The organism is Caldanaerobius fijiensis DSM 17918 (assembly GCF_900129075.1).
Taxonomy (GTDB): domain Bacteria; phylum Bacillota; class Thermoanaerobacteria; order Thermoanaerobacterales; family Caldanaerobiaceae; genus Caldanaerobius; species Caldanaerobius fijiensis.
On sequence record NZ_FQVH01000043.1, the window covers coordinates 1 to 17,555 of the forward strand.

27 protein-coding genes and 1 pseudogene are annotated in these 17,555 nt (G+C 44.9%); all 28 read left to right on the plus strand.

Annotation, left to right across the window (positions count from 1 at the left end):
- Positions 1-356 precede the first annotated feature (356 nt).
- The 28 genes and pseudogenes from BUB87_RS12380 (at position 357) to BUB87_RS14240 (ending at position 17,184) form a co-directional block, all read left to right on the plus strand.
- A complete protein-coding gene (locus BUB87_RS12380; protein ID WP_073345965.1) occupies positions 357-1,637 on the plus strand; it encodes a ParB/RepB/Spo0J family partition protein in 1,281 nt (426 codons plus the stop codon).
- Positions 1,630-2,076, plus strand: a complete 447-nt coding sequence (locus BUB87_RS12385; RefSeq protein ID WP_073345967.1) for an ORF6C domain-containing protein — start codon at positions 1,630-1,632, stop codon at positions 2,074-2,076. The genes BUB87_RS12380 and BUB87_RS12385 overlap by 8 nt, the downstream gene beginning before the upstream one ends.
- The gene (locus BUB87_RS12390) at positions 2,063-3,373 is read left to right on the plus strand and encodes a ParB/RepB/Spo0J family partition protein (RefSeq protein WP_073345970.1); all 1,311 of its coding nucleotides are present in this window, start codon (positions 2,063-2,065) and stop codon (positions 3,371-3,373) included. Before BUB87_RS12385 ends, BUB87_RS12390 begins: the two co-directional genes overlap by 14 nt.
- A gap of 71 nt (positions 3,374-3,444) precedes the next feature.
- Positions 3,445-4,239 carry a S1 RNA-binding domain-containing protein gene (locus tag BUB87_RS12395; RefSeq protein ID WP_073345971.1) on the plus strand — a complete coding sequence of 265 codons (795 nt, stop codon included), beginning with the start codon at positions 3,445-3,447 and terminating at the stop codon, positions 4,237-4,239.
- Positions 4,240-4,291: 52 nt separating this feature from the next.
- The gene (locus tag BUB87_RS12400; RefSeq protein ID WP_073345974.1) at positions 4,292-4,771 is read left to right on the plus strand and encodes a DUF5697 family protein; all 480 of its coding nucleotides are present in this window, start codon (positions 4,292-4,294) and stop codon (positions 4,769-4,771) included.
- 327 nt (positions 4,772-5,098) lie between these two features.
- A complete protein-coding gene (locus tag BUB87_RS14425) occupies positions 5,099-5,434 on the plus strand; it encodes a hypothetical protein (RefSeq protein WP_159432415.1) in 336 nt (111 codons plus the stop codon).
- 87 nt (positions 5,435-5,521) lie between these two features.
- Positions 5,522-5,689: a hypothetical protein gene (locus tag BUB87_RS14430; RefSeq protein ID WP_159432416.1), complete on the plus strand. Its 168-nt coding sequence runs from the start codon at positions 5,522-5,524 to the stop codon at positions 5,687-5,689.
- A 297-nt stretch (positions 5,690-5,986) separates the two neighbouring features.
- Positions 5,987-6,295, plus strand: a complete 309-nt coding sequence (locus tag BUB87_RS12410; protein ID WP_073345979.1) for a hypothetical protein — start codon at positions 5,987-5,989, stop codon at positions 6,293-6,295.
- A 22-nt stretch (positions 6,296-6,317) separates the two neighbouring features.
- Positions 6,318-6,488 carry a DUF6011 domain-containing protein gene (locus BUB87_RS14800; RefSeq protein ID WP_268761651.1) on the plus strand — a complete coding sequence of 57 codons (171 nt, stop codon included), beginning with the start codon at positions 6,318-6,320 and terminating at the stop codon, positions 6,486-6,488.
- Positions 6,489-6,510: 22 nt separating this feature from the next.
- Entirely contained in the window at positions 6,511-6,705 is a 195-nt protein-coding gene (locus BUB87_RS12415; RefSeq protein ID WP_073345981.1) for a hypothetical protein, read from the plus strand.
- Between the two features lie 194 nt (positions 6,706-6,899).
- Complete coding sequence (locus BUB87_RS12420; RefSeq protein ID WP_073345984.1) at positions 6,900-7,490, plus strand: host-nuclease inhibitor Gam family protein; 591 nt, start codon at positions 6,900-6,902, stop codon at positions 7,488-7,490.
- Positions 7,491-7,877: 387 nt separating this feature from the next.
- Entirely contained in the window at positions 7,878-8,933 is a 1,056-nt protein-coding gene (locus BUB87_RS12430) for a recombination directionality factor (protein ID WP_073345989.1), read from the plus strand.
- Between the two features lie 66 nt (positions 8,934-8,999).
- Positions 9,000-9,179, plus strand: coding sequence for a hypothetical protein (locus tag BUB87_RS12435; RefSeq protein WP_073345991.1), 180 nt, complete (start codon positions 9,000-9,002; stop codon positions 9,177-9,179).
- Positions 9,180-9,271: 92 nt separating this feature from the next.
- Positions 9,272-9,571, plus strand: a complete 300-nt coding sequence (locus BUB87_RS12440; RefSeq protein ID WP_073345994.1) for a hypothetical protein — start codon at positions 9,272-9,274, stop codon at positions 9,569-9,571.
- A 95-nt stretch (positions 9,572-9,666) separates the two neighbouring features.
- Positions 9,667-9,969 (plus strand): hypothetical protein, encoded by a 303-nt coding sequence (locus BUB87_RS12445; RefSeq protein ID WP_073345996.1) that lies wholly within the window; start codon positions 9,667-9,669, stop codon positions 9,967-9,969.
- A 90-nt stretch (positions 9,970-10,059) separates the two neighbouring features.
- The gene (locus tag BUB87_RS12450) at positions 10,060-10,854 is read left to right on the plus strand and encodes a polysaccharide deacetylase family protein (RefSeq protein WP_073345999.1); all 795 of its coding nucleotides are present in this window, start codon (positions 10,060-10,062) and stop codon (positions 10,852-10,854) included.
- A 27-nt stretch (positions 10,855-10,881) separates the two neighbouring features.
- Positions 10,882-11,178: a DUF3232 domain-containing protein gene (locus BUB87_RS12455; RefSeq protein ID WP_073346002.1), complete on the plus strand. Its 297-nt coding sequence runs from the start codon at positions 10,882-10,884 to the stop codon at positions 11,176-11,178.
- A gap of 21 nt (positions 11,179-11,199) precedes the next feature.
- On the plus strand, positions 11,200-11,415 hold the full coding sequence (locus tag BUB87_RS12460) for a hypothetical protein (RefSeq protein ID WP_073346004.1): 216 nt from the start codon (positions 11,200-11,202) through the stop codon (positions 11,413-11,415).
- 57 nt (positions 11,416-11,472) lie between these two features.
- Positions 11,473-12,600 carry a DNA polymerase III subunit beta gene (dnaN, locus tag BUB87_RS12465; protein WP_073346008.1) on the plus strand — a complete coding sequence of 376 codons (1,128 nt, stop codon included), beginning with the start codon at positions 11,473-11,475 and terminating at the stop codon, positions 12,598-12,600.
- 86 nt (positions 12,601-12,686) lie between these two features.
- The gene (locus BUB87_RS12470) at positions 12,687-12,950 is read left to right on the plus strand and encodes a hypothetical protein (protein WP_073346024.1); all 264 of its coding nucleotides are present in this window, start codon (positions 12,687-12,689) and stop codon (positions 12,948-12,950) included.
- Positions 12,938-13,594 (plus strand): type II toxin-antitoxin system VapC family toxin, encoded by a 657-nt coding sequence (locus BUB87_RS12475; RefSeq protein ID WP_234946046.1) that lies wholly within the window; start codon positions 12,938-12,940, stop codon positions 13,592-13,594. The genes BUB87_RS12470 and BUB87_RS12475 overlap by 13 nt, the downstream gene beginning before the upstream one ends.
- A gap of 122 nt (positions 13,595-13,716) precedes the next feature.
- Entirely contained in the window at positions 13,717-13,959 is a 243-nt protein-coding gene (locus BUB87_RS12480; protein WP_159432418.1) for a hypothetical protein, read from the plus strand.
- Between the two features lie 228 nt (positions 13,960-14,187).
- Positions 14,188-14,742, plus strand: coding sequence for a hypothetical protein (locus tag BUB87_RS12485; protein WP_073346011.1), 555 nt, complete (start codon positions 14,188-14,190; stop codon positions 14,740-14,742).
- Positions 14,739-15,806, plus strand: coding sequence for a DUF3854 domain-containing protein (locus BUB87_RS12490; RefSeq protein ID WP_073346013.1), 1,068 nt, complete (start codon positions 14,739-14,741; stop codon positions 15,804-15,806). The genes BUB87_RS12485 and BUB87_RS12490 overlap by 4 nt, the downstream gene beginning before the upstream one ends.
- 43 nt (positions 15,807-15,849) lie before the next feature.
- The gene (locus BUB87_RS12495; RefSeq protein WP_234946047.1) at positions 15,850-16,104 is read left to right on the plus strand and encodes a hypothetical protein; all 255 of its coding nucleotides are present in this window, start codon (positions 15,850-15,852) and stop codon (positions 16,102-16,104) included.
- Positions 16,076-16,333 carry a type II toxin-antitoxin system RelE family toxin gene (locus BUB87_RS12500; RefSeq protein WP_073346016.1) on the plus strand — a complete coding sequence of 86 codons (258 nt, stop codon included), beginning with the start codon at positions 16,076-16,078 and terminating at the stop codon, positions 16,331-16,333. Before BUB87_RS12495 ends, BUB87_RS12500 begins: the two co-directional genes overlap by 29 nt.
- A gap of 146 nt (positions 16,334-16,479) precedes the next feature.
- A pseudogene (locus tag BUB87_RS12505) lies at positions 16,480-16,752 on the plus strand (DUF3854 domain-containing protein); the annotation flags it as partial.
- A gap of 147 nt (positions 16,753-16,899) precedes the next feature.
- Entirely contained in the window at positions 16,900-17,184 is a 285-nt protein-coding gene (locus BUB87_RS14240) for a hypothetical protein (protein ID WP_159432420.1), read from the plus strand.
- The last annotated feature ends 371 nt before the right edge of the window (positions 17,185-17,555 follow it).

Here is a 17,555-nt window from a genome sequence, read left to right on the forward strand (position 1 = left end):
TGGATGGCAGTATGAAAAAGAGAAAGCAGCTTATTAAAGCATGCGCTCCTCCCCATGGCTGAAGCCAGGGGCTTCCGCGCTATGCTTTTTGGTGAGGGGAGCGGTTGAGAAAAGAGGCTCACAGAGAAACTTTTTCTGAATTGTCAAAAACAAGGAGGCAAAAGGACGCACAAAAAGCGTTTGCAAACGCACGATTTTTCAAAGGACGATATTTTTTATGCCTAACGAAAAATCACGCAAAACAGAGGCAATTCTGAAGGAATGGAGACGGTCTTGGAAGCAGGATTCACCCTGCTTTTTTTTGTGCCCATTTTTGTGGGGCAAAACTCAAACAAAATTTCAGGAGGTCGGTGTGAGTGGAATTAATAAACGTGGAGTTACTGAAAGAGCACCCGAGAAACAGCGAATTTTTCGACGACATCACGGGTAAGAGATGGGATGAGTTTCTGGAGAGCATCAGGACAAGCGGGATAATCGTACCCTTAGTCATAACGCAGGATTATGTTGTGGTATCCGGCAACCAAAGATTGAGGGCAGCAAAGAAGCTGAACATGAAGGAAGTGCCGTGCGAGATAAGGGAGTATCAGGACAGGGACGGGATGTCGAAAGAGGACCTGATACTGAAGGATTTGATTGAAACGAACCTGAGACAGAGAGGAATAGGGAATCTGAACCCGATGAAGACGGCAAGATGCATTCTGGAGCTGGAGAGGATATATGGAGTAAAGAGAGGTAGACCTAATAATGTAAGTAATGGAACAGAAAAACAGGAAGCAGTTTCCCCTTTTTCTAAAACTCAAACAGAACTTGCTGAAGATATAGGAATAACGGAACGCCGCCTTAAGCAGCTCAAGAAGCTCAACGATTTAATTCCCGAACTCCAGAAACTTGTGGAAGAAGGAAAGTTATCATCAACAGCCGGAGAGCAGCTTGCATACCTCGACGAGGAGACGCAGAGGCAGCTGTTCAACGTGCTGGGAGAAGACCTGAACGACCAAGCAAAGCGCATAAGGCAGGAGGCTGAGAAGAACATGCAGAGGCTTGCAGAGCAGCTCAATCAGATACAGACGGAAAAACGCAGAAAGGAAGCGGAGATTGCAAAGATGAAGGAGGAGCTGAACAGCAAGGAAACACTCATAGGCCAGTACGAAGCGAAAATCAGGATGCTCGAACAGAGAATGAAAGACCTTGAAAGCGGAGAGGCGGTCCCCGAAGCAGCGCAGGCGGAAATGGAAGAGCTTGAAAGAAAGCAGGCAGAGCTTCAGGAAGAGCTTGAAAGAGCACGGAAGGAGGCGGAACACATGCGAAGCTCGATAAAGCAGAAGGAAGAAGCGTTCAAAAGCTTAAAGCTCGAATTCGACGCCCTGAAGTCAAACATAGAGACGCAGCACGGGGCAACACCGCTGAACTTTCTGGATATAAACGACTTCAGCTACAACGTCAGCAGGTTTTTGGAAAAAGTGTCCCCGCTCGTGTACCTCGGCGAGCAGTTTACTCAGCTGAACGACAGCGAACGCAGCAAATGGCTTGAAAAGATAAGCGCGGTCGAAACATGGGTGAACGGCATGAAGGAGGCCCTGAAAGGCGAGAAAAAAGGATTGAACGTGACCTATCAGGAGGTGGCAAAGAATGAGTGAGGTGCGTCCTGCGAATCCGCTGATAAGCCAGGTGATAGAGAAGCAGAACAAAATCAGCAGGTTTGTGGAGAGCTTTGCAAAAGAGTTTCAGGAAGTGAAGGCAGTTCTGTCGGAGCATGAGGAAATCCTCAACAGGCGCGTGTACCTTTCACCTGCTGAGAAGAAGAACGTCAAGAAGCACGTCAAAGCAAAAGTGAAGGAGATTGCAGAGCAGAACGGCTGGCCGTATAAGGAAGCGAGCAGGATGATCTTTGCTGCGGTGTGGAACAGCATAGAGAGCGCCTACAACGTCTCAACCTACGATGAACTGCCGTCCAAGTACGTTGACGATATACTGAGAATGATAGACGATTGGGAGCTGCCGGAATCCGTTAAGAAGCGGGTGGAAAGCAGCCTCAAGAAAAATTCTAAGGAGGTTGATGAGAATGGAAATGATTGATGTGTCGCTTTTAAGGGAGCATCCGAGAAACAGCGAGTTCTTTGACGACATTGAGGGAGACAGATGGAAGGAGTTTCTGGAGAGCATCAGGACGAGCGGCATAATCGTGCCGCTCATCGTGACCCGCGACTATTTGATCGTATCGGGCAACCAGCGGTACAGGGCTGCAAAGAAGCTGGGCTTGAAGCAGGTGCCGTGCGAGGTGAGAGACTACCACGACAAAAACGGCGTGCCTGCTGAGGACCTGATACTGAAGGACTTGATTGAGACGAACCTGCGTCAGAGAGGGCTTGGTAACCTGAACCCGATGAAGATGGCAAGATGTATTTTGGAGCTGGAAAGGATATACGGGATAAAGCACGGTGGAAGCCGAAAAGATGAAAACAATTATCAAGAGCTACCCGGTAGCTCTTGGATGAAATCACAATCGGACTTAGCGAAAGACATCGGTATAAGTGAAGCTAGACTAAAACAACTCAAGAAGCTCAACGATTTAATTCCCGAACTGCAGCGACTTGTAGAAGAGAGAAAGCTGTCGTCAAAGTCAGCTGAACAACTTGCATATCTGGATGAGGAGGTGCAGAGGCAGGTGGTATCCGTGCTGGGCGATGAGATTGGTAAAATGTCGCTGGAGCAGGCCAAAGCAATCCGAAAAGAAGCTGAAGAAAATATCCAGAGCTTAATCGAGGAACTCAACAGGGTGAAAGAGGAGAACGCACAGAGGGATATCGAGCTTCAAACCGTGCGTCAGGAGCTGATGAAAAAGGGCGATGAGTTGAAGCGCTATGAAAGCAAAACAATTGAAACCGAACAAAAGGTGAGGGAGCTGGAGCAATCGGAGGATGTCATCCCGGACAACGTGAGGCAGGAAATCGAAATGCTGAAGAAAAAACGCGATGAACTGCAGACGGAAATTGAAGAAGTGCAAAAAGAGATAGAACAGCTGAAAAAGACACTTGAGAAAAAGGACGAAAGCTACAACAAATTAAAAGCCGAATATGAAACCTTGAAATACCATTCGGAAAAAAAGTACGAACACAATATTTCAGGTAAGCCGGACTACGTGGATTACGCATACGCCGTGAGCGAGTTCCTGAAAAAGGTCTCACCGTACGTGTACTATGCTGACAAGTTTGCGGAGATGGACGATGAGGAAAGGGAGAAATGGCTGGAGAAGGCCGACTACGTGCAGATATGGGTTGACGACTTCAAAGCCGCTTTGAGAAAAAACAAAGGAGGTGGTAACCCTGCGAAAGTGATCTATCTTGAGAGAAACGACAAGGACCGTAAGGACTGATTTTCTGCAGAGATGAGTTTTTTGTACTAAAATCAATAATGTCGAAAACTTCAAGGGGAGGATGATAATTTATGGCTATAAAGATGGAGAACTGGATCGATATATATGCTTCAAGGCAGAGCGGAAAGATTTTAACAGGCACGCTGAGTGCCGTGGAAAGGGTAAAATGGGGCGATGAGGAGATACCCTGCGCCGTCGTGTTCTACAACGGCGTCAAAGTCATAATCCCGTTTTCAGAAATGAACGTGCGTGAGGATATACATGTCATAAGGAGTATGATGGGCGCTGAAATAGACTTCGTCGTGAGGGCCATAGACACGGAGAACGAGATGGCCATGGCCAGCAGGAAGTACGCCATGGAGCTGAGAAGGAAGCTGGAACTTCCGAAGCATAAAGAAGGCGACATAATACAGGTGAGGGTGGATGCCGTCGGCCGTGATGCCGTGTACGTCGAGGCCTACGGTATCGAAGCAAGGATACCGAAAAGCGAAGTTGACTACGGGTTTGTCAGGGACCTGTCGGAGTATGTGCAGGTGGGCGACAGGGTGCTGGCAAAGATAAAGAAGCTGGATTTGGAAAACGGAAAGATAACCCTGTCAATAAAGGAGACGAAACCCGATCCAAGAACGACGATAAAGAAGAAATATTCTGTCGGCGGCGAATACCTTGCGACGGTAACCGGTATGGACTACTACGGCGTGTTTGTCAATCTGGAACAGGGTGTAGATGCGCTGTGCGTGCTGCCCAACTGGTCGGATTTCAACGTCAGTCCGGGCGACAAACTGCTCGTGAAAATCACGAGGATAAACGAAAAGGAAGGGAAAATAACTGCGAAAATGGTGAGGGTGGTGAAGAGGGCGGTTTGATGCTGCCCTCTTTTTTGTGCCACGCGAAAATCAACCAAAGGGAGATGATACCGTGTATTTTACCCACAGGCAGAAACAGGCTTTAAACATAATCAAGGAATACGGCTGCGCAGGGAAAAACCAAATAAAGACACTCACAAAATGTGCGGATAAGGATATAAACATGCTCATATCGCAGAGATACGTCGAAAAACACGGCGATGTGCTGACGGTACCGGCGGGCAAACCGGACATAAGGACATTGATGTCCCTTGAGGTGCTCGTGCACTTTTCAAAGGATTTGAAGTGGCACGTGAAGGCCGACTTTCCGTACATAATCACGTTCCATGCGGGCGGAAAGGTGTACGATGTGACGGCGGTCACGGAGGAAGATGTGATACTGGGCCCGGCGATAGAGAGGGTCAGGACGGAAAACACGATCGTCGTGGTGCAAGACATCGATATCATAAACAGATTGAACATAAAACGAAATGTGCTGTACTGTACGGTTAAGCCAATAAAGTGGTACAGAAAAGAGGGACAGCACCCTTAATTTTGCTTCAAAAATGTCCGACAATGATTCACTTAAAAATGTCCGACACAAAATTAAAAAAATTCTGTTTTCACATCTTCCATTTTGAAAAAAGCGTGCTATAATAGAAAATAGATTGAAGTTAGTGGCGCGGATTGGGGTACCGTGACGTAAGCGCCTTCGGCATCTGTGGCGAACAATGTGCGTGCTGCTCTCACAATTGACGGAACGTTTTAAGGTGAGAGATGAGCGCGCACACGTACCCGAGCCTGAGAAATGCCGCAGGAATGCGGGACCTCCGGGACAGACAGACCCGGCAGGTTTCAGGCGAGTGTTCCACGGGAGGTTTTGCAGGCCGTTAGTACCGGGGGAACACAAGGGCGGGCAAAACGTAAAAGGACGTTCAACAACCCGTATACGTCCTTTCCCGAAAGGGTTGTACTGGGTGCTGCAACACCCTGGCGCGGGGAAATGGAAGGTGGAAGAAGTTACGAGGACGCTGTCAGCGCGTCCTCGTTTCAAAAAGAACAGAAAGGTGCAGGGGTGGCTCTGCGCCTTTTTGTGTTCAAGGAGGAAGCGGGTGTCCAAAACGTTCGTGCAATTTCGCACGGTAAAGTACGTTTTGGATACCCGCTTTTTTGGTATCTAAAAACGGTAAAAACAGGCCTGTGCCTGTTTTTATAAAAATATATACGCAATGTCCCACCTCCTCTTTCATATTTTTTTCAAACACGGCGGGGAGGTTGAGTTTACAGGAGGAGGTGGGACGGTATGAGCAATCTGATTGCAGTCTTCTTAATATTTTGCACCACAGCTGTAAGTATTGTTGCCATTTTAGCCTTATCTGGCTACCGCAAAGTTAAATTTGAAGCAAAAATTGAAGCGGATAAGGTTAAAGCTGAAGTCAACATCGAAGCTGAAGAAGACATAAAAAAATGAGCTGCACGTTGCACAGCTCATACGGCGTATATATTTTTATCCAAAACAACCTCTCCGCCTCCATTATATCAAAAAAAGAAGGTGAAAACAATGGTCGGTGCCGTTGCAATCGTGGCAACAACCTGCCTTACTATCATAATAATCATTGCAATTACTTATCTTTATAAATGGTTCAAATAATATCAAAAAAAACGAAGGAGGAAGCGGGTATCCAAAACGCTGTGTGGTTTTTACGCACAAAAATGTGTTTTGAATACCCGCTTTTTTGCTTTCCAAAAACGAAAGGAGGATATTTGAATGAACATGCAATATAAAGCCGCTCAGAGATTCTGGGGCAAAGTTGAAGAGGAAAACACCGTTGCTGACGGCTTGCAGTACTTCAAATGCAGCTGCGGCGACGGATATGTTATAGACCAAAACAGACTGCCGGGAGGGAAACATAACTTCATGAGCTTCGCCGGGAGTTATATAATTCACTCCAGCGACTGGAGGGAACTGGCGAAGCTCAGTCCGCAGTTTGCGTATGCAGTTTACCAAACGCAAACTGCTCTCAAACGGCTTTACAGGTCATTTGAGGACTTCCGGCAGGCTGTTTTGGGGAAATAAAAACGGAAAGGAGGATGTCACAATGCAGAGAGTGCCTGAACCGCACCCGACGTGCCAAAGGTGCGGAAGGCCCTTGAAAAACCCGCACTCGGTTGAGCTGGGTTTGGGGCCGACGTGCGCAAGAAAAATATACGCCGAAAGACAGGTTACAATGGATCTTTCGACGTATGTCAGCAAGAAGGCGGCGGTATAAAAACAAGGGGGAATATGATATAATGGCAATAAGGAAAAAAGAAAGAGAGTGGTGTCAAATGCCCGATGACAGGAATGGTGAACGAATAGCAAAAATAGAGGGTATGTTAGAACAAATGGATAAAAGATTAAGCAATGTAGAAGGGTATAATAAATGGATAATTGGTATTTTGATAACAATGTGGGTAACAATAATCGGTGCCATTCTTTTTAAATAACTAGTTCAAATAACAAGTAGAAAGCACATCCAAAACTTTAAAAAGTTTTCGGATGTGCTTTTTCTTTTCCCAAAAACGGAAAGGAGAGATGAACATGTCCGTGCCGGTTGCGGTGCTGCTGTTAATGGGTATCTGCTTCATAAGCGGATACTCATTCGGCAGAGATAGCGTCAAGAGAGAAAGGAGAGAGAAAAATGTTTGAATTGGAAGCCATTGAAACAGAAAACATCGAACCGGTGGAAGAGCTGATCGACGATCAGCTCGGTAACACCGGTGACGAAGTCTGGCATATAAAGGATGACAATACGGCCGATTGGGCCATTGAAAAAATCAGGGCCCTTAAGGCCGAATATGCCAGAAAGGAGAAAGTTGCTCAGGCCAAAATACGACAGATACAGGATTGGCTTGAGCAACAAAAAAGGCGGGGGGACAGTTCAATTGCCTTTTTCGAGGGCAAATTGAGGGAATACTTTGAAACCCTTAATGAAAAAGCCCTCAAAAAGAGCAAAACTCAACTATCATACAGTCTGCCTGCTGGCAAGTTAATACTCAAGCAACAGCAACCCAAGTTTATCATAGATGATACAAAGCTGCTTGAGTGGCTAAAACAGTCCGGTAAATCTAAATTTATACGTGTTAAAGAAGAGCCGGACTGGGCGAGCCTGAAGAAGTTCGCGACCGTCATCGCAGACAAAATTGTTGATGAAAACGGCGAGATTGTGGACGGGGTGAAGGTCGTCGAGCAGGCTCCAAAGTTCGTTATTGAAATCAATGAGGGAGATTGATTCTTCCTCATCGATTTTTAAATAAAGAAAGGAGAGGTTCTTATGGTACTTAACAGGTACGGGCAAAAAATAAAGACAATTAACGGCACTTTCTTTGTTGGCCAGCGTGTTGTGGCCAATCAGGGAAAGTACCGTGGACTAAAAGGGACGATAACAGAAATCCGCACCGGGGAAGGCACACACGTGCGTGTGGCCTTCAGAAAGCTGGAGGATGCGGACGATTTGCCCGATGTGGGTATCGTATCCGTATCTTCCATCCAACCGGACAGGAGCAGGGTCACCTGCCCGGACTGTGGAGCACAGTTAGTTCCGGGCAGCGGATGCTTTTACTGTCCGTGGTGCGGGTTTAGTTACTGCAAGTAAAAAATTTTAAAGGAGGAATGTAAGATGATTAAAGGTTTATCGGAAATAAGGAGACTGCCGAGGATCGGGAAAATCCACCTCGGCGTAAAGGATGAAACGAACAAGGGCGCGAAGTATCCACGTGCGGTGGACTACTTCGTGGTCAAACTTGACGAGAACACGCCTGAGAGTTCTGTCAACGCTTTTAAGTCTATATACGGCGACCGTCCGAAAGAGCTGGATATCATATTCCCTTCGGACGACCCCAACAGGTTCTTCCCGCAGTGGCTGAAACGTTACGGCGGAGGTAAGCTGCTGTGCAAGGGTGACGGCGAAACGGCGCAGCAGGTGGACGCCCAGACAGGCGAGATAAAGGAAATTCCATGCCTGTACATGGAGTGTCCGCACTACAAGAAGAAACACTGTAAATCCGTCGGGAATCTAAAATTCCTTATTCAGGGAATACCCGGCGGTGTGTGGCAGATAGACACCAGCTCGTACTATTCCATAGTAAACATCAACAGCGCAATTGACATCATAAAATCTGCAAACGGCGGCCACATAGCGGGTATACCGTTAAAACTGGTAAGAAACCCAATAAAAGTGACGGCCGACGGCAAGCCGAAAACCATATATGTTCTAAATCTGTATCAACCCCAGCCCCAGCCGACCAAGGAAGAACCAAAAACGGAAAACAGTGGAGTTGACGGCGAACCGGAGCTGCCGGATTCGGACGATCTGCCGGAGGATTTGTTCCCGGACGACGAACCCGAACCGGAGCCGGTTGAGCAGGTTAAAAATACGTCGGAGGAGCAGACCGAAAACAATACCGTACCAAATGTATCTGAATATGAACCAAATTTCAACGACTGCTTAATAGTGCAATCGATCGCATATGAACTCATCAATGGCAAAAAGTTTGCCAGAATCGAGGTGTGTGATACGAACGGCGAGAACGGCAGGGTAGTATATCCAAAAGACCCAAGGCCTATTATCAAAGCAGGACAATATGCAGTATTGAAAGACTGCAAAATAACAAAAATGGGCGAACGAGATGTGCTTGAGTCATACGAGGTCTTGGGGCAAAAAGAAGCAATGTAAAGCAAGCGGGCGGAAACAACCTTTGCCCTGCTTGCTTCGCCTTCACCAAAGCTAGGGAGGGATAGAATGATTTTCAAAGTTCCCATAACGTTCATATCTTCAGGTTATATTTATGTTGAGGCAAATGACATAGATGAAGCTATACAAAAAGTTCACCAAGGGGAAGGGGAAATCGACTTTTGGGAAACGGAATTTGTAGAAAATTCCGTCCAGATAATTGATAAAAACGAAATAGAAACTATCTAAAAAGATAAAGTTGGATGAGCGCGTCTAAAAACTTTTTTGAATGAGTTTTTGGACGCGCTTTTTTGTTACCTAAAAAAGAAAGGATGAGAAAAATGTTCGTGCAGATGTGGGGTTGCGATGTAGATATACAATTCAGCAAACATGCCCTTAAAAGAATATCAGAAAGAAACATTCTGAAGGAAATAATAATCAATGATCTTATAACATCTGAAAATAAAATCGGCGAATTAAAAAACAATCAAAGATTTGCTCTGATAGACAAAACGACCAATACGACAATCATTGCACAAATCAGGGATTTCGGAGAAACAATCATGATAATAACTGTTGTTGACAAAGCAGAAAAGTTCAAAACAAAATACCATACGGATGTTATAATATATATAAATTAAAAATTGAATAACGAGTATGCCGTTGGTCGAAACAGTGCATACTCATTCTATGCCTCAATGCACTCTTTCGACAATTTAAAGAAAGAGGTGTAAGTATGAAATTTGAACTGCTTATTTCTGAAGATGTTGAAAAAGACATTCAAGCATTCGGCATAACAAAGAAAAACGTAGAAAAAAGGATGCGTCAAATATTTTCGTACATTCCAAAAGACTACGATTTTGTAGACACCACTATCGACAAGTACGGCAAAACGTACCGAATCATGTTCGGTGTCTGCGGAATTGAAAAAGACAAAATAACCGTCGAATGCTTGAGTATTTCAGACCCCGAGAGGAAGCCAACGGGGCCAACCGTTAAGGAATATTTACAAAAAAGAAATGTCAGAGAAGTCAACTAAAAGATAAAGAAGGATTGAGCGCGTCTAAAAACTTTTGAATAAGTTTTTGGACGCGCTTTTTTTGTTGTCTGAAAAAAAGGAGGAGTTCAGGTGTTTAAAAAACTGTCAGCTCTATGTATTGCTGTTGCCGTCCTGCTTGCCGCGGCCTGCTCAATCCATGCAGCGACACAGGATAAAACAAAAGTGTCCGTGCTTCTGTACCACCATTTTTACACGCAGGAGCAGGCGGAACGGTTCAAAGGCAACGATGCAGCAATGCCCATTGAAGAGTTTGCCGAACAGATGAAGTACCTGCACGACAACGGGTACAAAACAGTAATGCTTAAAGATTTGCAGGACTTCATTCAAGGCAAGAAGATATTGTCGCCCAAAAGCGTTGCAATTGTCATGGACGATGGGTACGAAAGCAACTACACGCTGGCTTATCCGATACTCAAAAAATACGGGTACACAGCTGCAGTATTCGTCATTGCAGGCTCAATACAAAATTCGCCGCACTGCACAAGGCCCGTATCCACTCCGCACATGACGATGGACGAAATAAGAAAGGCGGAAGATGTGTTCACGTACGGCAGCCACACCTACAACATGCACAGTGCACAAAACGGCGTGCCGTACCTGCTTGTCAAAAGCGACGGCGACATCATGGCCGATCTTCTGGCAAGCAGGTGGATATTAAACGGAACGCCGTACTTTGCATACCCGTACGGAGCGTACAACGAACACCTGATAAACCTGCTGAAGCGTGCAGGGTTCACAATGGCATTCACGACGAAACGAGGGTATGTGGTGCAGGGAGCTGACCCGTACGCACTTCCGCGGTTTCCGGTACTGCCGGAAACAAGCATGGAGCAGTTCAAAAAGATTGTTGAAGGCAGAGATTGATTTCTCTGCCTTTTTCATTTCAAAAAAGTGGAGGATTACATTAAAGACTGCAACCACTATGCAAAAACTGTTGCGGATATGGAAGGTGCACTGACGGTAGCAAGATACAGACTGGAAGGCGAAGAGTATCGCGAGTATATTGCTAATCTTGATAGAAACCGAAAAATCGCTCACGATGCTCTGATTGCCTCAACAAAGCTTTTAAACAAGCTTTGCAAAATATACGGCGAACCGGCTATTTACACCGGTGGGGAGAGCAGGATAGAAATAGCCAAGTTTGCCATAGCAGTCACAGACGAGCTGGTTACAACAAGAACTTTGTAGAAAAGAGAGGAGGATATGAGAATGTGGATCAAAGTGCAAGGTGAAAACAAAATCGTTGAAATAAAAGGTGAAATCTTCGTAGAAAACCTGGATGACAGAGGACTTGTATGCGGAACTCTCAGAAACGGTTCTGCCATTTTGGGAACATACTCTCCCAAAAAGGCAGAAAAAGTTTTCAGAGAGATCTGGATAGCCATTGCAAGCGGAAGAAACTGGTTTGAAATGCCGGAGGCTTAATACGAATATTCTCTGGTACTTTAAAGCAATTTAAAAATTTTAAAAGGAGGAGTTTTTATGAAAATAGAAGTTTTGAAAGAGGAATTAATGGATGTGTTGGAGGCCGTCGGAACGACGGTTGCGCAAAAAAGCACGCTTCCAGTATTGCAGGCGGTTTTGCTGGAAGCTGAAGACGGCAAGCTGACGATATACGGCATAGACGGTACGGCATCGGCAAGGGGTACTGTCTATGTCGAACAGGAAAAAGCCGGTGTTACCTGCATCAACTACGTTCTGTTTAAGGATGTAGTTAAAAGCTTACCGAACAATAACATAACAATTGAAACAGATGAACATTCCTGCAAGTTCAGCTGCAATAATGCCACTTTTGAACTTGTCACATACAATCCGCAGGACTTCCCAAAACCGTTCGGTCAGACTACTCAAACGTCCCTGCAGGTAAACCAGCAGGAATTCAAAGCAACCGTGAGCAAAGTGCTGCCGTTCGTCGCTCCGGTGGAAGGCACCATGCCTGCGCTAACCGGTGTGAACTTTGAAATAGAGGACGGCAGAATGACGCTGGTTGGCTGTGATGGATACAGAATAGCAGTAACCACGATAAAAGGAATATGCGAAGACGAAATAAAAACTTCATTCGTACTGCCTGCAAAGTACGTGAAGGAAATAGCAAGATTGTGCAGTGCGGATGAAGACGAACTTCAGATATGCATACCATCCTCTGGAAATACAGTTTCGTTTGAACTGCCCAACGTGGTAATCAATATACAAAGAATTGCAGGGAATTATCCAAACTGGAAGAAGATTATACCGGCGGAATTCGGCGCAACCGTGCGGGTGAACAAGGATGACCTGTACGGAGCGTTGGAAAGAGCTTCGCTGGTGTTCGATGATGCAAGAGAAAGAAAGACGGTGCTGAATATAAAAAACAATCAAATTTTAATAACAGCTCAATCGGATACCAGCAAGGTAGAAGAAAGTATTTCAGCAAAAGCTGATGCAGAGTTCCGTGTCGGTTTCAATACAAGATACTTGATAGATGTCCTAAAACAAATAGAAAGCGAAAATATTGCGCTAAAATTTGTAAAAGCCGATCCAATATCACCGGTATACGTGAAGGACGATAACTTTGCGGCATTCGTCCTGCCGATAAAGCTCAAGGAAGAGCAAAAAACAACGGCAGCATGATTCTAAAAACGAAAGGCAGAGAGAAAATTTCTTCCTGCCTTTATTTGTTTCTAAAAAATGATTATAATAAAAGGAGGAATAAAGAAATGGTGGTGTTGGTTATGTCAAAAGCCGTGACCGATATAAAGGACGTCAAAAAAGTATCGATACCAATCGATACAATAAAGTACATTATAGAAAAACTTGAAGATGATATTATATGGGATTATGACAATATAACCGGAGAGTTAGTAATTATGAAACGTCCTGAATCATACGTAGACGCTTTAGCTGGCTTGGGTAAAGAGATGTGGGAAAAAGCCGGAGGAACAAGATATATAGAAGAGATGAGAACAGAATGGGACAGATAGATGTAGGTAAAAAAGTCGCTTTGGATACTAACTTGTTTATATATCTTATGGAGAAAAACGAAATCTATTTTTCTCCGGTTAAATCTTTGTTTGATAAAATTCAAAAAGGCCAGCTTTTCGCTGTAACTTCAGTCCTCGTATATACCGAACTGCTTTCAAAACCGTTTCAAGAAGAAAATGTGGTACTCGCAGATAAATATAGAGTATTGCTTGCTACATTTCCAAATCTAACAATTAAAGAAGTGGACAAAGATATATCGCTACTTGCTGCGAAACTACGCGCTAAATATAAGATAAAAACTCCAGATGCAATATTCATTGCAACGGGAATAGCTGAAAATGCAGATGTGTTTGTAACTAACGACGTAAGGCTAAAAAACATAGAAGAAATAGAAATCGTACTACTAGAACAGTTGTTAGATCAGAACGATGAACAGAATACAAACAAAAACAAGCAAGCAACGTTGGATCAAAAAAATCAAAAAGAGATGAAAAAAGAAGACCAAGAGTGGCTAAACGCCGATCTTGTTGAGACTCCTGAATATGATTGGGGGCCTGAAGGCCCCCCAGAAGGCAAACCGGTCAAATATATAGAAGGTGTAGGGTTAATTATCGAAGATAAAAAAACCGACGATGAAAAATAATAGAAACCTGAAAATGTCATTAAATAACATCACCAAGGTAAGAAAATAATTTTCTAAAACGAAAAGCAGAGAGAAAATTCCTTTCTGCTTTTTTCATTTTCAAGAAATTCAAGGGGAGGCTGATGGAAATGAGAGAGAAACTTCAAAAAGAGGAGGAACTTGAAATGTATAAAAACTTAATCAAAAAACTAATGAACTTCCAGGAGGCTGCCTATTACCTCTTGGAAGAGATGGAAAAGTATGATGACGAGCTCCTTTGCGACGGCTACCCGTTCAATAAGGACTTCCATGAGGTTGTGCTGGAAATAATGGATTGGGTAGAAACGTCGGAGGCAAAACTCAAGAAAGTAGCAAAAAATAAGTAAGTCTCAAAACAAAAAGGCAGGGAAATCAAACTCCCTGCCTTTTGCTGTATTAAAAATTTTAAAGGAGGAATTTGATATGAGTGTTTTCACATCGGTCAAACTGACCGAAGTTGGAAGCAGGACTGAAGGTGAGCAAAAATAACATTATTCCAAAACAAAAAGGCCGGGGAAAATTCAAACCCCTGCCTTTTTCATATTCAAATCCAAAAACGGAAAGGAGAACCTTTCATGAAAAGTATCGCATATTTCTGCGGGAAAGTCAAGTACGCAAAAAAGTTTACAAGCCTGCTCGAAACCGCGCAGGGAAAAATAGTCGTCTGCGACATCGACAACACCGTCGCAGACGTGAACGGGGTGTTGAGAAGATTGGGATACGACACAAGCGTCTATCCCAACCCGGAACTCAACGACGATTTCTGGCTGTCCTTCAAGGGTGTTGAGATACTCATGAAAGCAAAGCCGTTCGTGAATACCCTCTACATGGTTGTAGGACTTCAGAATGCCGGTGCGGAAGTGTGCTTCGCGACGGCAAGAAATAGATATCTGATGCCTGCAACGTACATCTGGCTTGCGAGAAACGGCGTTAAAAGCGATACGGTGTACTTCACACCAGATAAGTTATCCCTTGAGGGCGACGTATACGTCGAGGACGACCCCGCGCAGATCAAACGGCTTCTTTCCGCAGGTAAAACCGTGCTCATACCCGAACAGTTCTACAACAAAGGGATTGAGCACAAAAACGCAATATACTTCAATCCGCGGAAAGGAGCTGATATAAGATGAGAGACTTTTCTGATAGCAGATTGTCAATCCTCAATGTCGCGATCAAGTGCGGCATTGAGATACTGAAGCGGGCGGGCATGGATGAGTACATGGCCCGCTGTCCTTTCTGTGGGGATACGGACAACCCGCGGTACGGGCATTTGATGTTGAACATCGCAAAGGACGCCTATCACTGCGTCCGGTGCGGTGAAAAGGGGTTCGCAATAGGCCTTTATGCGAGGCTGCACGGTATTGACAACAAGCAGGCCTATCGCGAACTCATGGAAATGGACGACGAAAGCCCAAAGGTGGAAATAAAACGGGTGCCGCAAAACCCCGTTGCGAGCCTTGAAACCCGCGATAGGGTGTACAGGGCATTCCTGAGCAGGCTGAAGCTGAGCAAGGAACACTTGAAGAACCTGATTCAGCGCGGCCTGTCCTGGGAAGTCATCGCATACAACCTGTACAGGTCGGCACCCGTTTACAAAAAAGAAAGGAGGGAAATTTGCAGAACCCTTGTAAATGACGGGTACGATTTGAAAGGCGTGCCCGGCTTTTACAAGGACAGCAGCGGAAACTGGACGTTCAGCGGTTATTCAGGCTTCTTCATACCGGTTAGGGACGTGCAGGGCCGCATACAGGGCCTTCAGGTGCGGCTTGACAACAATGACGAAGAGAAGAAATACTGCTGGTTTTCGTCAGAAGGCAAGCCTGAAGGCACACCGGCCCATGCGTGGATCGGCGTATCTGGCGGACCCGCAAAAACGGTGCTCGTGACCGAAGGCCCGCTCAAAGCTGATGTCGCCCACTACCTCAGCAGGTACACATTTATTGCCGTGCCCGGTGTCAATTCGATACGCGGCATAGAGCAGGTGCTCAAAGAGCTTTATGCCGAACGAGTGTACATCGCATTTGACACCGACAAAGCGACGAACGTCTATGTAAAGAAAGCCGAGGATACGCTCAAAAGCCTGCTGGAGAAAAACGGCTTTGATGTGCGTATCAAGGACTGGGATAGGCGGTACAAGGGGGTGGATGACTACCTGCTGGCGTTGAAAAAGGAAAAAGTCAAAAAGGTTGTGTAATAAAAAGGAGTTTTGTGATAAAATAAAAGGAGGAATGCATAATATGGTGGTGATTTCTGTGAGTACATTAAAGGAACAGGCCTATAAATTAATAGATTCAATACCGGAAGAAAAAATGGGTAAGGTCTTAATAATACTCAAGAATTTAAAAGAGATAATAGATGATGAACTTGATGAATTGGATTTGCAGCTTATAAAAGAAGCAGAAAAAGCACTTGAAGAAGGAGAATTTATACCGTTCGAGGAGGTTTTGAAGGAGGCTGGCATTAATGAAAAAGACCCACAAGATAATCATTGAAAAAAAAGCTGCAAAATTTTTGGCAAGTCAGCCTCCCGAACAACAGAAAAGACTTGCAAGAGCAATCAGTCAACTTCCGGAAGGCAATGTAATACCGCTTAAAGGCTATAAATCTCTTTATAGATTAAGAGTTGGAGATTACAGGATTATTTTTACAATAAAAGAAAATGAACTATTAATACTTGTTTTAAGCATAGGCAACCGTGGAGATGTATATAAAAAATTATAACAATCAGAAAATTTCTGCAAGTCCTTAAAGAATCAGGTAATTGATACTAAAAGAGAAAAAAGCTCGGGGCAAATAAAATTGCCCCGAGCTTTTTTCTTTGTAAGAAAAAGAGATAACATCAAAGCCTTACCTATCACTATCACCACCTCAGCCGATACACATTTATTGCCGTGCCCGGCGTCAATTCGATACGCGGCATAGAGCAGGTGCTCAAAGAGCTTTATGCCGAACGAGTGTACATCGCGTTTGACGCCGACAAAGCAACGAACGTCTATGTGAAGAAGGCCGAGGATACGCTCAAAAGCCTGCTGGAGAAAAGCGACTTTGACGTGCGTATCAAGGACTGGGATAGACGGTACAAGGGCATTGACGATTACCTGCTGGCGTTGAGAAAGGAGAAAATAAGAAAAGTGGTGTAAGAAAAAATAAAGCTCAGGATAGTTTCCGGTTAATTGTCCCGGGCTTTATTTTTTTGTAAGAAAATATGGTTGTTTATATTGTTACTTTTCTTTTTTTAAACCGTCAAAGTCAAGGTGGTCAATCTTTCCGATAATGATGCTTTGCTTTTGGGGTTATTGGGCTTTTTCGCCACGAAGCTCTGGAATGTAGCCAATTACCACAGGAGGGTTGTGTGGAACGAAACCGGAAAAATACCGGATTTTGCAGAGCAATGCCGGGAACTTAAAACCAACCGCTGGTACAAGCTGCTGCCGTCCCAGTCGGCGCAGGAAATCCTGGGTGAGCAGGACGATTCCTATCGTTCATGGTTTTCCCATCGAAAAAATGAAGATAAAAAAGCCCATCCACCGGGATGTGGGAGCGTACAACATCTTGCAGAGGTATTTCCGTGAGACTGGAGCGGCTGTGCCGATTCAGTCAGGAGTAGTGGGCGCGCTGGCACGCCCTGCGGTCAACCTGTTTGTGTGGAGAAAAACCACACTGAAAGGCCGTGAACAGGGGACGTTCAAACAGGCTGCATAAGGCTTGCTTGAACAGCCGCGAAGTATAAAACCGTTCGTACCACGGCCTCGTGGGGAAAGAACCCCACGGGTTTACCCGTGGAAGGATGTCAGGTATAAATGCTAAAATAAAATTGAGCCAAATAAGGTACCAGTAATGATAAAAAAGTCATAGACCCCATGGCTGAAGCCAGGGGCTTGGGGACAAGCCCTGCAGCTAAGCCAGACCTATGACCAGCCTGAGTGCCGGAGTTCAGCCGGAA